The organism is Actinomadura chibensis NBRC 106107 (assembly GCF_001552135.1).
GTDB classification, from domain to species: Bacteria; Actinomycetota; Actinomycetes; order Streptosporangiales; family Streptosporangiaceae; genus Spirillospora; species Spirillospora chibensis.
In genome coordinates this window covers 29,323-44,548 of record NZ_BCQP01000055.1, presented here as the reverse complement: position 1 = coordinate 44,548, position 15,226 = coordinate 29,323, and the positions used below count along the sequence as shown (strand labels likewise).

General features: G+C 73.4%; 15 protein-coding genes. 3 read left to right on the top strand and 12 right to left on the bottom strand.

The window, feature by feature from the left end:
- Window positions 1-5: 5 nt before the first annotated feature.
- The 4 genes from ACH01S_RS30375 to ACH01S_RS30360 are packed head-to-tail and all read right to left on the bottom strand — an operon-like array spanning window position 6 to window position 3,210.
- Window positions 6-1,790 carry a VgrG-related protein gene (locus ACH01S_RS30375; protein ID WP_067899318.1) on the bottom strand — a complete coding sequence of 595 codons (1,785 nt, stop codon included), beginning with the start codon at window positions 1,788-1,790 and terminating at the stop codon, window positions 6-8.
- A gap of 16 nt (window positions 1,791-1,806) precedes the next feature.
- Window positions 1,807-2,511, bottom strand: coding sequence for a CIS tube protein (locus tag ACH01S_RS30370; protein WP_067899315.1), 705 nt, complete (start codon window positions 2,509-2,511; stop codon window positions 1,807-1,809).
- Window positions 2,511-2,936 (bottom strand): phage tail protein, encoded by a 426-nt coding sequence (locus ACH01S_RS30365; protein ID WP_067899313.1) that lies wholly within the window; start codon window positions 2,934-2,936, stop codon window positions 2,511-2,513. The genes ACH01S_RS30370 and ACH01S_RS30365 overlap by 1 nt, the downstream gene beginning before the upstream one ends.
- Before the next feature lie 10 nt (window positions 2,937-2,946).
- The gene (locus ACH01S_RS30360) at window positions 2,947-3,210 is read right to left on the bottom strand and encodes a hypothetical protein (RefSeq protein ID WP_067899311.1); all 264 of its coding nucleotides are present in this window, start codon (window positions 3,208-3,210) and stop codon (window positions 2,947-2,949) included.
- Between the two features lie 1,081 nt (window positions 3,211-4,291).
- Here ACH01S_RS30360 and ACH01S_RS43900 point away from each other — a divergent pair.
- A complete protein-coding gene (locus ACH01S_RS43900) occupies window positions 4,292-5,440 on the top strand; it encodes a hypothetical protein (RefSeq protein WP_148344505.1) in 1,149 nt (382 codons plus the stop codon).
- 433 nt (window positions 5,441-5,873) lie between these two features.
- Here ACH01S_RS43900 and ACH01S_RS44645 read toward each other — a convergent pair whose 3' ends face one another.
- The 5 genes from ACH01S_RS44645 to ACH01S_RS30340 all read right to left on the bottom strand — a co-directional run bounded on the left by ACH01S_RS44645 (window position 5,874) and on the right by ACH01S_RS30340 (window position 9,590).
- Window positions 5,874-6,017 carry a DUF6760 family protein gene (locus ACH01S_RS44645; RefSeq protein ID WP_169809383.1) on the bottom strand — a complete coding sequence of 48 codons (144 nt, stop codon included), beginning with the start codon at window positions 6,015-6,017 and terminating at the stop codon, window positions 5,874-5,876.
- Complete coding sequence (locus ACH01S_RS30355; RefSeq protein WP_218010449.1) at window positions 6,014-6,418, bottom strand: hypothetical protein; 405 nt, start codon at window positions 6,416-6,418, stop codon at window positions 6,014-6,016. Before ACH01S_RS30355 ends, ACH01S_RS44645 begins: the two co-directional genes overlap by 4 nt.
- A complete protein-coding gene (locus ACH01S_RS30350) occupies window positions 6,418-6,867 on the bottom strand; it encodes a phage tail protein (protein ID WP_067899307.1) in 450 nt (149 codons plus the stop codon). The genes ACH01S_RS30355 and ACH01S_RS30350 overlap by 1 nt, the downstream gene beginning before the upstream one ends.
- A gap of 48 nt (window positions 6,868-6,915) precedes the next feature.
- Window positions 6,916-8,481, bottom strand: coding sequence for a phage tail sheath family protein (locus tag ACH01S_RS30345; protein ID WP_067899304.1), 1,566 nt, complete (start codon window positions 8,479-8,481; stop codon window positions 6,916-6,918).
- A 143-nt stretch (window positions 8,482-8,624) separates the two neighbouring features.
- Window positions 8,625-9,590 carry a toxin glutamine deamidase domain-containing protein gene (locus ACH01S_RS30340; protein ID WP_067899301.1) on the bottom strand — a complete coding sequence of 322 codons (966 nt, stop codon included), beginning with the start codon at window positions 9,588-9,590 and terminating at the stop codon, window positions 8,625-8,627.
- 218 nt (window positions 9,591-9,808) lie between these two features.
- On the opposite strand from ACH01S_RS30340, the gene ACH01S_RS30335 reads away from it, so the two are divergent.
- Both ACH01S_RS30335 and ACH01S_RS30330 read left to right on the top strand, forming a co-directional pair.
- Window positions 9,809-10,435, top strand: a complete 627-nt coding sequence (locus ACH01S_RS30335) for an eCIS core domain-containing protein (protein ID WP_067899297.1) — start codon at window positions 9,809-9,811, stop codon at window positions 10,433-10,435.
- Between the two features lie 93 nt (window positions 10,436-10,528).
- A complete protein-coding gene (locus ACH01S_RS30330; RefSeq protein WP_148344506.1) occupies window positions 10,529-11,986 on the top strand; it encodes a COG1470 family protein in 1,458 nt (485 codons plus the stop codon).
- A gap of 13 nt (window positions 11,987-11,999) precedes the next feature.
- Here the strand turns inward: ACH01S_RS30330 and ACH01S_RS30325 are convergent, their stop codons facing one another.
- From ACH01S_RS30325 to ACH01S_RS30315, 3 genes are read right to left on the bottom strand one after another with little or no spacing between them, the layout of a single operon-like run.
- Window positions 12,000-14,000, bottom strand: coding sequence for an ATP-binding protein (locus ACH01S_RS30325; RefSeq protein ID WP_067899291.1), 2,001 nt, complete (start codon window positions 13,998-14,000; stop codon window positions 12,000-12,002).
- On the bottom strand, window positions 13,997-14,611 hold the full coding sequence (locus ACH01S_RS30320) for a Pvc16 family protein (protein ID WP_067899288.1): 615 nt from the start codon (window positions 14,609-14,611) through the stop codon (window positions 13,997-13,999). Before ACH01S_RS30320 ends, ACH01S_RS30325 begins: the two co-directional genes overlap by 4 nt.
- Window positions 14,611-15,222 (bottom strand): helix-turn-helix transcriptional regulator, encoded by a 612-nt coding sequence (locus tag ACH01S_RS30315; protein WP_067899283.1) that lies wholly within the window; start codon window positions 15,220-15,222, stop codon window positions 14,611-14,613. Before ACH01S_RS30315 ends, ACH01S_RS30320 begins: the two co-directional genes overlap by 1 nt.
- Between the last annotated feature and the right edge of the window lie 4 nt (window positions 15,223-15,226).

Sequence of the window (15,226 nt, the reverse complement as noted above, 5' to 3'; positions counted from 1 at the left end):
CCCGTTCAGCCCGCTGGAATGATCATGACCGGGGCGTGGTTCTGGGTGAGCAGCCCGGTGACGTTGACCTTGCCCTGCACCTCGACGATGCCCTGGACCATGAGGTTCGCCGCGCGGAGGCCGATGCTCGCCGCCTGGAGGTCGAGCCGCGTCGTCGCGTTGACCCGGATGACCGGGCCCCTCACCGTCACCGTCCGGTTGCCGGAGATGTCGACGCTGCCGTCGCTGTGGACGGTGAGCCGCGTCCCGGTCTCGCGCATCTCGACCGTCATCCGGTCGTCGCCGCTCGCGACCTTCACGCCCTGCTGGCCGGGCGCGTCCACCAGCTCGATCCGGTTCCCGGTGCGGGACGCGACGCTGCGCCAGTTCACCCGGCCGGACGTCCCGACCACCGGCATCCGCCGGTACTTGGGCAGCCGGTCGACGCCGTTGTAGAGCCCGCCGATGACGTAGGGGTGGTCGAGGGCGCCCCGGTCGAACGCGACGAGGACCTCGTCGTTCACGTCCGGCATCAGGAGCCCGCCGCCGCGCACCCCGCCGTACTGCACCACCCGGGCCCAGTCGCTGACGTAGTCGTCGCTCAGCCAGGGGAAGCGCAGCTTGACACGTCCCTGGTTGCGCGGGTCCTGGATGTCGGTGACGATCGCGGACGCGACCCCGGGCACCTTCGGCGCGGCGGGCGCGGCGCCGCCGGACGCCAGCCCGAACAGCGACCGGTGCTGGCGGCCGGACACCGTCAGCCACGTCTCGTAGGAGTCCCCGATCCCGAACACGTGCCGCGCGGTGGTGACCGTGTACCGGCCCTCGAAGGGGCGGCCGATCCGGTTCACCGCGACCGGCAGCCCGGGACGCAGCTTCGGGTCGCCGTCCGCCGCGAGCTCAAGCTCGGCGAACGCGCCGCTGACGTCGCCCGCGAGCGCCTTCGCGGCCTCCTTCACCTGCGCGTGCGTGTCGTAGGGGATGCCGGTCTCGACCAGCTCCGCCTTCCCGAACGGCTGGACGGCGTCGACGCCGGTCAGCCCGATGTCCAGTTCGGGGTTGCGGGTGGCGTCGGCGCGTCCGATCACCTCGCGTTTGCGGCGGACGTCCCAGCCCCGCACCCGCACCGTGCCGACCTGGTCGGCGGCGGTGACGCCGGTGCGGCAGCGGCGCAGGTTCGTCCCGAACTCCAGCACGTACGGGCTGGACGCGGCCTTCGCCGTCTTGCCGGGCGCGCCCGACGCGGGCTTCGGCTCGACGAAACGGAACTCGCCCTCGTCCGAGAAGTAGACCTCGACGCCGTTCTCGTGCGCCAGCCTGATCAGGAACTCCCAGTCGGTGACGTTCGGCTGGGTAATCGTCTCGTAGAGCGTCCGGGTCGGGTCGATCCGGCCGATCCGCAGCCGGTTCCGCGACGCGATCTTGCGCGCGATGTCGGACGCGGTCATGTTCTGGTAGCCCTCGACGCGCTGGTTGCGCAGCAGCCGGTGCCCCGGGTCGTGGCCGCGGACCACGCTGAACTTGCCGGTGTCGTCGAAGTCGGCCTCCAGCGCGGTGACCTCCCCGGTGAACAGCGGCTTGCCGCCGTCCCTGCCGACGGCGAGGGCCCGCAGCACCACCTTCGAGCCGATCCGCACGCCCAGTTCGCCGAGCAGCCGCCGGTACTGGTCCCGGAAGGTCAGCTGGAAGGACGCGGGGACGTTCACGCTGGAGTCCACCCAGCCCTGGACCAGGCTCCGCCGCTGCTCGCGCGTCAGCGGACGGCCGTCGACGGTCACCGAGAGCTGGTTGGTGTATGCGCCCTTCGACACCCTTCTCCCCCTTCTCCTAGGCCCGGACGTCCTCGGCGGCGGGCAGCAGGAGCTCGCGTCCCGGCTCCAGCCGCATCGGGTCGTCGATCTCGTTGGCCTCGGCGATCACCCGCCAGGCCGTCGCGTCGCCGTACTCCCGCCAGGCCAGCGACTGGAGCGTGTCGCCCGCCACCAGCCGGTGCACGCTCCGCGCCGTCAGCGCGCCCGAGGTCGGGTTCTGGTTCGGCGTGTCCTGCGGGATCTCCTCAAGCGACACCCGGCACGTCGCCCGGACCGGCGACCCGGTCGGGCTGAACAGCGTGTAGGTCGCGCTGACCCGCCGCACGTAGGCGACGAACTTCACGGTCGCGAACTTGCCCCACTCGAAGATCACCCACGGCGGGGACGACCGGTCCGGCAGGCTGGACGGCGCGGGCCGCAGGCAGGAGAACAGCGTCTCGACGTCCTCGCGCACCCGCGTGCCGTCCGGACGGTTGGACGAGTCGAGGAAGATCTCCAGTTCGAGGCTCTGCTGCTCGGAGCCGAGGAACTCCACCTTGGCCCCGTCCCTGGTCGCGACCGCCGGGGTGTACTTCCAGTTCGCCGACTTGCTCAGCTCCAGCTGCGCCGGGTTGAACTGGAACTTGATCTCCTTCATCTGCGCGCCGGGCTGCGTCCCGTTCCCCGCCGGGGGGTTGTGGACGGCGAGCGTCGCCCGGACATGGCTCGCGTTGCCCGCCATCAGCCCATGAACCCGTGGTGCGCGATCTCCAGGACCTCGGTCGCAACGGACGAGCTGTCGGGGTCGAGCGTCGGGCCCGTCCAGCTCACCGGCACCACTTCGAGCAGCGACCAGCGCGCGACCAGCGTTCCGTTGGCGCGCAGCGCCTCGATCTGCGCCGTCGGCCGCTCGATCCCCGTCGCCACTGAGGAGATCCAGGCCATCACCTTGGCCGTCTCCTCGTTGATCGGACGGGTCAGCCGGATGTTCGAGTGCCGCACCCGCGTGGGCAACTGCCACACGTGCCCGTTGTTGCCGCCTTCTTCACGCTGCTCGATGTCCACCTGGGCGTCGAGCCCCTCGCACCCGTTGAAGTTCCCCAGGCTCTCCCCGTCGATGGAGAGCCTGAAGAACGTCGTCGAGCCGGGATCGTTCTTCTTCGGCATCGCATTCCGTTCAGTAGGTCCGCGGGTCGCGCAGCCGCCCGACCCTTTCCCGGTCCAGTCGCAGTTCCGCCCGCAGCAGCCGCGTCAGCGGCCCGATGAGTCGGCGGGCGAGCTCGTCCAGGTCGATCTCCGGTTGCCGTCCGGTGGTCGTGCGCGGCGCCGCTGATGTCTGCGTCCGCCGCTGGACCGGCGCGGCCGGGGGCCGCTTGGGCGGCGCCGGTTCCGCGACCTGCCGCTCTTTCCGCGGAGGCGGCGGCGCCGTTTCGCGCTGCACCGGCAGAGCAGCGGACGGGGGACGTGACGCGGGCCCGGCGGCCTCCCAGGCAAGGGCGGTGTCAAAGGAGGCCGCCGGGCGCGCGGTGGGCGAACCCGGAGCCGATTGAAATCCGGGTGCCCGGCCCACCGGAACGGACGACGCGGTGGAGGCTGGGGCAACCGCGCCGCGCCGAACCGATGGCCGCGAAAGAGCGACCGGCCGAGCCGCGCCACCGCGCTCGACCCGCCGCATGACGACGGGACTCCCCGCCCCATGGGGCACGTCCCTTCGAGCGGGAGCGCTGATCACGCTCCCGGTCCGCGCCGCCCGCCGAACCACTCCAGCCGGACGCGGCGAAGCCGCCACCCGGTCAGCGCCCCGCGTCGACGACCGTTGAATCGGGCGAACGACCACGGGGGGTCGAGGCTCGGAGGCGCCGTCCTGCGACTCGGCAGACGGCGAGACCGCCCCACCGCCCGCACCTTCAGAAACCGGAACGACGCCGGTCGCCACGGCACCCGGCGACCGTTGGATCGGACGAACGACCGAGGGCGGCTCCGGCGCTGAAGCACCGCCTCCCCCATCGCGATTCGGGGCGTCTGGCACAGCGCGTGGCTTCGGAGACTGCCGGGGCGGGGTCGGGTGCGGAGCCGCCGTCGAACGTTGGACGGGCGGGCCGAGCCCCACCCGCCGTCCCGCCCGTGCGGTGGGCGGAACGGCGGGTGGGGGACCCGGAACCTGGGCGGAGACGCGCATGGCACGGAGCGCGCTCTCTTCTCCCGCCGGTTCCGCGGCCACCCGTCCCATCGAGGTGGGACGGGATCCAGGACGACCGACCCGCACTTCCGGCGAGGCGGCCTCCGCCTCCCCGGGTGGCGGCGGCGCGGGCAAGGGCGCCCCCAACCCCGCGCGCCTCTTGGCCCGCGCCGCCTTGGACACCGCCCGCCGCCCCGACCGGACGACTTCCGGCCGACCAGCGGACGCGTCCACCTCCCCCCGCCCGCCAGGCACGGAAACACCCGACGGCCGCTCCGAAACCGGCGGCTCCACCGAGCGCCGCACCGGCATTTCAGTCTCGGGCGCAGAACCCTCGAAGGACGTGGGAGCGCTCGGCATCTCCGCCGCGCGCTCAACCGGAAGTTCCGGCCTGGACGCGCCAGGCGCGGAACCACTCGACGGCCGCTCCGGTCTCGGCCCCTTCACCGAGCGCTGGACTAGCGGTTCGGGCTCGGGCACCACACCCGCAACGGACGCAGACGCCTTCGATGAACGCTCAACCTGTTCGGGCCCGGACGCCACACGCGCAACGGGCGCGGAAGCACTCGACAGCCGCTCCGAAACCGGCGCCTCCACCGAGCGCTGCACCGGCAGTTCAGCCTCGGGCGCAGAACGCTCGAAGGACGTGGGAGCGCTCGGCATCTCCGCCGCGCGCTCAACCGGAAGTTCCGGCTTGGACGCGCCAGGCGCGGACCCGCTCGACGGCCACTCCGCGACCGGCGTCCCCGGCGCGGAAGCGCTCGGAGAGGGCTCCGGTCTCGGTGCCTTCGTCGAGCGTTGGACCAGTGGTTCGGGCGCGGGCACCGAATTCTCGATGGGCTTGGGAGCGTTCGATGGCGACCCCGAAATCGGTGCCTTCGTCGAGCGTTGGACTGGCGGTTCGGGCTTGGGCGCTGCACTCGCGGTGGACGCAGAGGGCTTCGACGGACGCTCAACCTGTTCGGGGCTGGACGTCACACCCGCGACGGGTGCGGTAGCACTCGGCGGCGGCTCTGGTGAAGGCGTGCCCGGCGATTCAGTCTTGGGTGCGGGAGGAGTTGAAGGCGGCGAAGTCTGTGCTTCTCCCGAAGGGCGCACCGGTGGTTCGGCCTTGGGTGGGGTGTGGGCGGCAGGTGGGGGCGGGCTCGACGGCCGCCGTTCTGGAGCCGGGGCCTTTGCCGAGCGCTGCACTGGCAGGTCGGGCTTGGGCGCAGGACGTTCGGCGGGTGCAAGGGCGTTCGTGGGGGCGGTCGGAGCCGTGACCCCCGGCTTCGCTGAGGGCTGGGTCTGGTGTCTGGGCTCGGAGATCGAGCGTGCGACGCGTCCACCACGGGACCGTGTGGGCGCGGCGGGCGGCTTCGCCGGTGTCCCCCCGCTCGGCTCCGCCGCCGAGCGCCGCATCGGCGTGCTCTCCTCCGCTGGAGGCGGAGGAGTGCTCGTAGCCGCCCGCCGCGCGGTCGGTGGTGTCCCTGGTGTCGCCGCCTTGCGCTGAACCGCCGGAACATCGGCCGGTGCGGTGGGCTCGGCGTCGGCCGGAGGGGTTGCGGGCGGAGGCGCCTCGGGGTGCGACCTTAGCGGGCGTACCGGGCGCGGCACCGCTCGCGCGGTCGTCAAAGGCGTTGTGGGACGCGGTGCCGGGTCGGGCTCCGCAGCCGCCAGCGGCATCGGCGGGGACGTGCCCTCGTGGACGGGACGGGGCGGGTCCCACTCCATGCTGTTCGGCGCGTCCAACCGGACCTGGCGGGCGATCTCCCCCGAGAGCGACGGCGACCGCCACGTCGCCAGCGCCGAGCCGAACGACGTGCTGGAGATCGTCCCCATCGGGGGCGGGGTGCCCGGTTCCGGCAGTTCCCGCCAGCCGGGCGCGCCCGCAGGGACCGAGGCCGGGTGCGGGCGGCGGGTGAACAGGTCGCGGAGGCCCATGGTCAGTCGCTCACCAGGGAGGCGATCTGGGTGACGTACCGGCGCCGGTCCGGATGCTCCAGGTTCATGATCTCCTCAAGGGACCAGTGGAAGTGGTAGGCGATGTAGGCGATCTCCCGGTGCAGGCGGTCCGGCGGGTACGTCACGATTCCCCCAGGCGGCTCCCGGCGAGGTCCACCTGGAAGGACTCCGCGCAGGACGGGCATTCCACGCTGGCCAGGGTGTGGCCCTCGGCGTTGATCTGGCGGTAGAAGTCCTGGAGGAACGCCAGGTCGGAGGCGAACATCCCCTCCACGACGCCGTCGTGGACCTCCGTCAGCGAGCCCAGCCGGGTGATCACCCGGGCGAGCAGCACCACCGAGAGGTACGGCGGGTTCTCCCGGACGCGCACGTCCTGGAGGGGGATGAGCTCGTCCTTGGCGGTGGCCAGGCGCATCGCGCCCTCGCGGTGGACGGCCCCGCTCTTGTCCACGTAGCCGCGCGGGAGTTCGAAGGTGAACTCGGTCCGCATCCGGACCGAGTCCACGGCGGGCGCTGACCGGCGCATCAGCCGCCTTCGACCTTCATCTCTTCGTAGGTGATGGTGATCGTCTCGGTGACGGGCGAGGTGCTGCCCGCCTCCAGGTCGTCGAACTTCTGGCTGCTGCACCAGGCGTTGCGGAGGTTGAACCGCCGCACCGGGTTGTTCTGGTAGTCCATCTGGATGATCGTGGCGTTCTTGCGGGCGGAGCTCATGTCGCCCTCGAACGACTTCTTGATCCAGTCGGAGAAGGCCTGGCTCTGCGTCGTGGCGCGGACGACCTGGATCTCCCCGGCCTTGGCGACGCCGGGCATCTTCGCCGTCGCCGGCTGGCCCTTCGCCGAGTTCTGCTTGAACTCGATGACGTCCTGCTCCTGGCCGAGCCCGCTCACCCGCTGCAGATACTCCACGGTGGTGCCGTCGATCTGGAGGCCGAAATTGTGCGCGGCTGCCGAGTCGGCTTTGTTGAATGCCATGGTTCTCCCTGTCTTTGAAGACCGTCACGTATCAAGCGGCGGGGCGCGCTATTCCTCCAGCTCGCCGCCGCCGGAGATCTGCGCCAGCCGGAAGACGACGAACTCGGCGGGCTTGACCGGCGCGACGCCGATCTCGCAGACCACGCGTCCGAGGTCGACCGACTCCGGCGGGTTGGTCTCCTCGTCGCACTTCACGTAGAACGCCTGGTCGGCGGTGGCGCCGAAGAGCGCGCCGTCCCGCCATTCGGTGACCAGGAAGGCGGAGATGTTGCGGCGGATCCGCGCCCACAGCTCCTGGTCGTTCGGCTCGAACACCACCCATTGGGTGCCGATGAGGATCGACTCCTCCAGGTAGTTGAAATAGCGCCGGACGTTCAGGTAGCGCCACGCCGGGTCGGACGCCAGCGTCCGCGCGCCCCACACCCGGACGCCCCGTCCCGGAAAGGCGCGGATGCAGTTCACGCCGATCGGGTTGAGCAGATCCTGCTCGCCTTTCGTGACCTGGAGCCCCAGGTCCACGGCGCCGCGGACGATCTCGTTCGCGGGCGCCTTGTGCACGCCGCGCTCGACGTCGCTGCGGGCCCAGATGCCCGCCATGTGACCGCTCGGCGGCACCAGCCCCGTCTGCCCGGACGACGGGTCGAAGACCTTGATCCACGGGTAGTAGAGGGCGGCGTAGCGCGAGTCGTACCCGGCGGTCTCCTGCCGCCACTCGTGCACCTGCCGGACGTTCAGCCCCGGCGGCGGGTCGAGGATCGCCACCCGGTCGCCCATCAGCTCGCAGTGCGCGATCATCCCGAGCTGGACGGCCTTGACGCCCTCCAGGTCGAGGACGCCGCGCTCGTAGGCGCTCATCAGGTCCGGCGCGGCGACCATCGTGACCGCGTCGATGGCCTCCAGGCCGCCGAAGCCGGTCCGGTCGGCGGTGTCGCCGAGGTAGTGCTCGGGCGTGATCGCCCGCCCGTCGGCGGTCGGCGCGGCGGGCGCCGCCGGGACGGCCAGCGTCACGCTCTGGTTGTCGGGTCGGACGAGCTGCCCCGCCGCGGCCTCCGTCACGGTGATGAGCTTCGACCGCTCCCGCACCTGCGTGACGACGTAGTTGCGGGTGTTCTTCTTCGTCGAGACGGTGAAGCTCTCGACGACCGCACCGTCGACCTTGACGACGAGCTTGAACCGGTCGTCGGCCTTCTCGCCGCCCTTGTCGCCGCCGTCGGCGTCGGCGACCTCCACCGTGACGCTCGCGGCCGCCGCCCCCGGGACGGCCGCGACGTCGAACCCGCCGAGCCGGGCGGGCTCCGGCGCGGCGGCGAGCTGCTTCGGCGCGCCGTCCGCGCCGTTCCCGTTCTGGGCCGTCCCGCCGACGCGGATCACGTAGCAGGTGGCGCCGCCGTTGTTGAAGAACCCGTACACGGCGTGGGCGAGGTAGTAGCCGTCGGTGAAGTCCCCGAAGGAGGCGACGTACTGCGACCAGTTCGTGACGAGCACGGGCTCGTTCAGCGGGCCTTCGGGAGCGAATCCGACGAAGGCCGCCACGGACGTGCCCACCCCCTCGATCGGGCGGGACCCGCTGGCCACCTCCTCGACGTAGACGCCGGGCGACAGGTACGTGGGCATTGGCAGCTACTCCCCCGGTTCGGGACGGCTTGGTCTACCGAAACCCTGCCGTCCCGCCGCGCCGCCCGGAACGTCCGTTCGTCCCGTCCCGGGGGCACCCTCGGCTGCCCGCGCGGCCCCTCGCGGCGGCCCCCGGCGCGGGGCTACAGGGACAGCGCCGTGGGCTGGGGCGGCGGCGCGTCGACCGGCGTGAACTGGGGGCTGAGGGTGATCGTCATGAAGGCGGTGCCCCGGTACATCGGGCCGTCCACGCTGATCTGCCCGACCTGCGGATCGACCCAGACGACCTTGTTCTCGTGGTTGACGGCGCAGACGGCGTGGACGTTCCCGTTCTCCTCCCGCTTGAAGACCACGATGCTGACCGCGCCGTGCCCCTGCCCGAGCAGCCGGGCCGCGACCCTCGCCCACACGTCCGCGACCGGCTGGCCGTCGGGCGCCACGGCCTCGTCGGTCTTCCAGCGGGTGGCCAGCCAGGTCGCCGTCCGGTCGTTGCCGCCGCGTTCGACGTCCTGGTCGGTGGTGCCGACGACCCCGACGGCCACGGTGGGGTTGCCGGACCAGGAGGCCACGAAGCTGCGCGCCGCGTCGACGCAGTTGCGGCGGTAGCCGCCGCCCTCGGGGAACCGGGGGTTGATGCCCTTCACCCAGTCCGCGGCCTCCGGGACGGTGGCCTCCGGCTGGTCGTGTTTCAGTTTGTGCAGCAGCTTGTTCAGCTTGCCCCCGACGGCGACGCCGAGCGTGACCGGGTCCGGGAACTGCTGGAAGGCGCCGTTCTCGTCCCTGGGGAAGACGCGTTCCAGCTCGTTCTGGTCCGACTGCCTGGGCGACATCAGCAGCCCCGGGGTGATGCCGTACTCCCGCTGGTTGTTCCGGAGGGCCCGCTGCACGGGCAGCGCGCCGCCGCGGTCGTGCCGCCGCGCCCCGAGCGCCTGCGTGACGGCCGCGTTCCCGGCCGTCCGCTGCAGGGCGAGGACGCCGGCCGCGCTCGCCGGGCCGCCCGCCGCGGCCAGGTCGGCCTGGTCCGGGCCGGTCTCGGCGTCCTGTGCGCGCGGACGCGAGGACGCGCGGCCACCCGACCGTGGCCACTCCTGCAACTCACTCTTGCGCATCGGCGAACCGCCTTCCCTCTGGGCTTCGTCGGGGCAGACCTACCAGCGCGCCCGTCGCGGCGGGAGGACCGTAAGGGCAGCGTTCGGTGCCTCCTTGTCCGGGTGTCCGTTCGGGCATCTCCCCGTGCCGCGTCCGGTGCCCGTCCGTTCCTTCACAGCCGGTGAGGGCGCGTTCCACCCTTGGGCGCGGGACCGAACTCGTCGACAGGGAGCGTGTTGTGCGTGAGCTGAGGAATCAGCGGGACGACGGCGGGGCGCGGCGGACGCCGAGCGCCGGGAAGGCCCGCACCGACGCCGCCGCCACGGCCGGGACCACACCGGCCGCGCGGTCGGTGGTCGCGCTGCAACGGCTGGTCGGGAACGCCGCCGTGGCGCGCCTGCTCTCCGCCCGGACCCAAGGCGAGGACGGCGGCGAGCAGGCGGCGGCCGTCCAGCGCGAGCACGTCGAACAGGTGCTGCGGTCGCCGGGACGGCCGCTGGAGGCGCCCGTCCGCGCGGAATGGGAGGCCCGGTACGGCACGGACCTGTCCGGCGTCCGCGTGCACACCGACTCGGCGGCGCACCGGGCCGCCGTCTCCGTCCAGGCGGTGGCGTTCACGTCCGGTTCGCACATCGCGTTCCAGCGGGGTCGGTACGATCCCGGGTCGCCGGGCGGCAACCGGCTTCTCGGGCACGAGCTGTCGCACTACAACCAGCAGCGCGCCGGGACGGTCCCCGGCACGGACAACGGGAACGGCCTGTCGGTGTCGGACCCGTCCGACGCCCTGGAGAAGGCCGCCGACGCCGACGCGGACGCCGCGCTCCGGCGTCCCGTCCAGACCGACGCCGAGCACGACCACGCGTAGGAGCGCCGGTGTCAGCGGGGGCAGGGGAGCGTGCACCCGAGGGTGCACGCGGGGCCATGCCCGCCCCGCGCGGGCGCGCCTAGTGTCCGGTCGGTGAGCATCTGGAGTTCTCTTGATCCGGCGTCCGCCACCGTGGACCCCGGTGCCGCCGCGTCCGTCACGCTGCGGCTGCGCAACACGACCGACCTGGTGGAGGAGTACCGCGTCTCGGTCGCGGGCGGGCCCGCGGTGTGGGCCGCGGTCGAGCCGCGGTCGCTGCGCCTCTACCCGGGGACGACCGGCACCGTCGAGATCACGTTCCGGCCGCCGCGCACCCCGGACGCGCCCGCCGGCGGGCACCCGTTCGCCGTCGAGATCGTCCCGACCGAGCAGCCCGGGGACAAGACCGTCGTCGAGGGCCACCTCACCGTCACGCCGTTCACCGAGGTGCGGGCTGAGCTGCTCCCGCACACCGTGGCCGGACGGTTCCGCGCCAAGCCCAAGTTCGCCCTGGACAACCTCGGCAACACCCGGCTGACCGCGTCGCTCACCGGCAAGGACAACACGGGGCGGCTCGGCTTCGAGCTGCACCCCGCGAACGTGCAGGTCGATCCGGGCCGGGCCGCGTGGGTGCAGGGACGGATCAGGCCCGGCTCCATCACCTGGTTCGGGCAGCGCGAGTCGCACCCCTACACGGTGAACGTGCTGCGCTCCGGGGTGGAGCCGGTCGAAGTGGGGGGCGTGTTCGTCCAGCGGGCGGTGATGCCGCGCTGGCTGCTCGGCTTCATGGGCGTGCTCGTCTCGGCCGCCGTCGCGTTCACCATCGCCTGGTTCGTGTTCGATCCGAAGTTCGGCTCGCGGGCGCGCGACGGCGGCATGGTCCCGGTGGGCAATCCGCTGAGCATGCCGGACGGGAAGCCGTCCAAGGCGCCGGAGCCCGACCAGGAGCCGAGGAAGGCGCCGCCCGCCCCGCCGCCCGGCGGCGGTGGCGGGGAGGAGCCGCCGCCGGGCGGCGACGGCGGCGAGCGGCAGCTCGGCGGCCCCGGCCGCCGCCTCCTCTACCTGAGCAGGGCCGCCCCGTGGCCGGACCCGCCGAAGCCGGGCGAGCAGCCCGCCACCTGGCCGTTCCCGGTGAAGAGCCCGGGTTTCGAGCGGCTGAACGACGAGTGGAAGTGCACGTGGAGCTCCGTCCGGTACACGCTCTGCGGGATGAAGGACGCCTACGTCCCGGGCAGCTCGACGACGTTCGACTTCTGGGTGAAGTCGAACGGCGACCCCGACGCCAGCATCTCGGTGATCTTCGACTGGAACTTCGACGGGGACAAGGAGGTGCTCCAGCGCCGCGAGGTCTTCAAGCCGTTCAAGCTCGAACCGAACCAGGAATGGCAGAAGTACACCGAGGAGGTCGGCCTGGAGTTCGCCGAGGGCGAGGACTTCCGCGACATCAATGGCGGCAAGCTGAGCGTCGGCTTCTGGGTGCGGTCGGGCGACTCGCCGATCGAGGTCCGCTCGAACGTCCCGCTGGACCAGGACCGGATCTCCGCGATGCGCATCCCCTACGACCCGCGATGAGACGGCCGCCGGGTCAGAGGTCCGCCGGGGGCACGTCGCCGGGCAGCAGGCGGCCCAGCTTGCGGTACTCGCGGCGCGCCCCGGCGAGCAGGTCGGCCATCGCGACGGGGCGTCCGGCCGCCGCCGCGAGGTACCCGGCGGTGACGGCCGCGCCGCGGATCGCGCCGCCCGCGAGTTCGAACTCCCGCGCGCACCGGTCGAGGTCGACGGCGCCGTCCACCGGGACGGGCGGGGCGAGGCAGTGCTCCCACAGCGCGCGGCGCTGCGCCGCGTCCGGGAACGGGAAGTCGATGACGATGTCCAGCCGCCGGGTGAAGGCGTCGTCGATGTTGGCGCGCAGGTTGGTGGTGAGGACGGCGATCCCGCCGAACGACTCCAGCCGCTGCAGCAGGTAGGCGCTCTCCAGGTTGGCGTACCTGTCGCGGGCGTCCCGGACGTCGGAGCGCTTGCCGAACACGGCGTCGGCCTCGTCGAACAGGAGCACCGCGTCCATCCGGTCGGCCTCGGCGAAGATCCGCTCAAGGTTCTTCTCGGTCTCGCCGACGTACTTGTCGACGACGGCGGACAGCTCCACGACGTACAGGTCGAGGCCGAGTTCGGCGGCGAGCACCTCCGCCGACATGGTCTTGCCGGTGCCGGAGTCCCCGGCGAACAGCGCCACCACGCCCCGGCCCCGGCCGCCGCCGCTGCGCAGCCCCCATTCCCCGAGGACCCGGTCGCGGTGCCGGGCCCGCTGGATCAGCTCGCGCAGCCGCCCCGCCGGTTCGGCCGGCAGGACGAGATCGTCCCAGCCGACCGACGGGACGATCCGCCGCGCGTGCTTGTGCAGGCCGCCCGCGTTCTGCAGGCGCGCTCCCCGGTGCAGGTGCGCGGCCGACAGCGGCACGCCGTCGAGCGCCGCGTGGTCGAGGGCCGCCCGCACCGCCCGCCGGACCTGGTCCGGGGTGAAGCGGTAGGTGGCGGTGGCGGCGTCCAGGTCGAAGCCGGGGTCGCCCGGCAGCTCCGCGCGCCAGGCCCCGGCGGCGCTCTCCCGCGCGGGGACGTCCAGGACGAGCGGCTGCGCCTCGCTCCACCCCGGGTCGTACGGCTGCGGGCCGGTCAGCAGCACCGGGACCTTCGCGGACGCCTCCGCGAACGCGCGCAGCAGGGCGCCGCCGTCCGGGAGCGGCCCCGCGACGACGGCCGCGCCGCGCATCGCCGCCTCCCGCAGGACGACCGGGACGAGCGCCGCGTCCAGCCGGTCCGGGTCGGCGGCCAGCACGGGCAGCCCGGCGGACGCCGCGGCGGAGCGGGCCGCCGCGACGCCCGAGCCGGGCCGGGACTCGTGCAGGTAGACGAGCGTCGGGTCGGCGGAGCGCAGCCGCTCCGCGAGGCCGGGCGGCGACCCGCCGGCGACGGCCTCCGTCACCTCGTCGAGGCGGACCGCGCCGGTCAGCTCGTCGTCGGGCGCGTCGTCGCCGAGCAGGAACGCGGCGACCCGGTCGGGGACGAGCAGCGCCCGGCTCAGGAACGGCCGGTCGGTGTCCCGCGTGACGAGGAGGCGCCCGGTGATCAGCGGGGCCCCGGCCGCGAACCGGGCCCGGCCGGGCGCCGAGGTCACCGGCGTCCCGCACAGGTCGAGCGCGAGCCCGACCGACGCGCGGCGGCGGCTCACGTCGTCGTTGAGGTAGCCGTAGAGCGCTTCGAACGAGCGGTCCAGGTCGGGCGCGAGCGCGACGAGCAGGATCTCCAGGTCGAGGTCGGTGAGGCCGAACGCGGCGGCGAGCCGGTGCACGCGCGCCTCCGAGCCCGCCGCCTCCGCCAGCTCCCGCGCGGCCCGGTCGTAGCGGGGGTCGGGGACGGGCTCCGGCCCCGGCCCCCCGGCCAGCCACCGCGCCGTCTCCGGCGGGACGTACAGGCCCCGGTACTCGTCCCCGGCGGACGGGTCAGCGCCCGACCGCTCCTCGACCAGCCGCCGGACGCGGGTGCGCAGCAGCTCGATCCTGGCCAGCAGGTATCCGGCCGGATCGGTCACGTCAGCCGCTTCCGCCGGACGTCCACCAGCGCGGACACGCGCTCGCGCACCGCCACCTCCACCTCGGTGACCGGCGGCGCGGCGCCGAGGTCGGGCGCCAGCGGGAACGGCGCGAGGACGACGACGTCCAGCGACGGCTTCAGCTCGCCGCCGAGCGCCGACCACAGGTCGGTGATCGAGCGCGGCTCCGGCGGCGGGACGGCCACCGTCACCGGGATCGCCGTCCCGGTCGCGGCGAGCACGCCCCCGTCCGGCAGCGTCTCGGCGGGGAGCGTCTCGTAGCGCAGCAGGCAGCCGAGCACCGCCGAGAGGAGGCGGTGCTCGTCCTCGGGCCGCTTCGTCCACGCGCTGATCAGGTAGGAGAGGCGGTAGTGGCGGGGCGGCCGCCGGTAGCCGGTCACCCGCCCGTCCTCGCCGTGCACGCGGGCCGGGCCGAGCTCCCGCCGCGCCATGTCCTCGCGGACGTCGTACAGGTAGGCGTTGACGGTCGGGGTGTTGCGGCGCGCCGCCCAGTCGCGGGTCGGCGCGTCGAACACGAGCTGCACGTCCCCGCCCGCGAGAGCGCGGGCGCTCAGCAGGGCGCGGAGCGCGTCGTCCACTTCGTGGAGCATCAGATGTAGCCCTCCTTGAGGGCGTAGGCGACGGCGTGGGCGCGGTTGCGCAGGTGGAGCCGGGTCATCAGGCCGTGCAGGACGTTCTTGACCGTCCGCTCGGAGTAGGCGAGCTTCCCCGCGATCTCGGACGTGTCGAGCCCGTCCGCGACGAGGCACAGCACCTCGCGCTCGCGCTCGGCCAGCCCGGCGGCGGCGAGGCCCTGCGCCCGCGCGCCGCGCTGCATGCGGCCGACCTGCTTCAGCAGGCGTCCCTGCAGGTCGGGGGGCAGGCTGCCGCCGCCGCCCGCGGCCGCGACGATGGCCCGGACGATCCCGTCCGGGGTGGCCTCGCGCCGCCACAGCATCGCGACGACGCCGCATTCGACGGCCTCCAGCAGGTGCGCCTCCTTGAGGTCGCTCACGATCAGGACGGGCCGGGCCCCGACGGTCCGGGAGAACCGCCGCAGGACCGTCTTGACCCGCTCGTCCACCACCTCGGCGACGACCACGACGACCACCGCCTCGGCCTCGGCGACCAGGTGCAGCTCGGGACGGCGGCGCAGCCCGCCGACCACCCCCTCGTGCGTGATGGGGTCCGGAGCGTGCACCGCCACGGGAATCGTCTGCACGGCG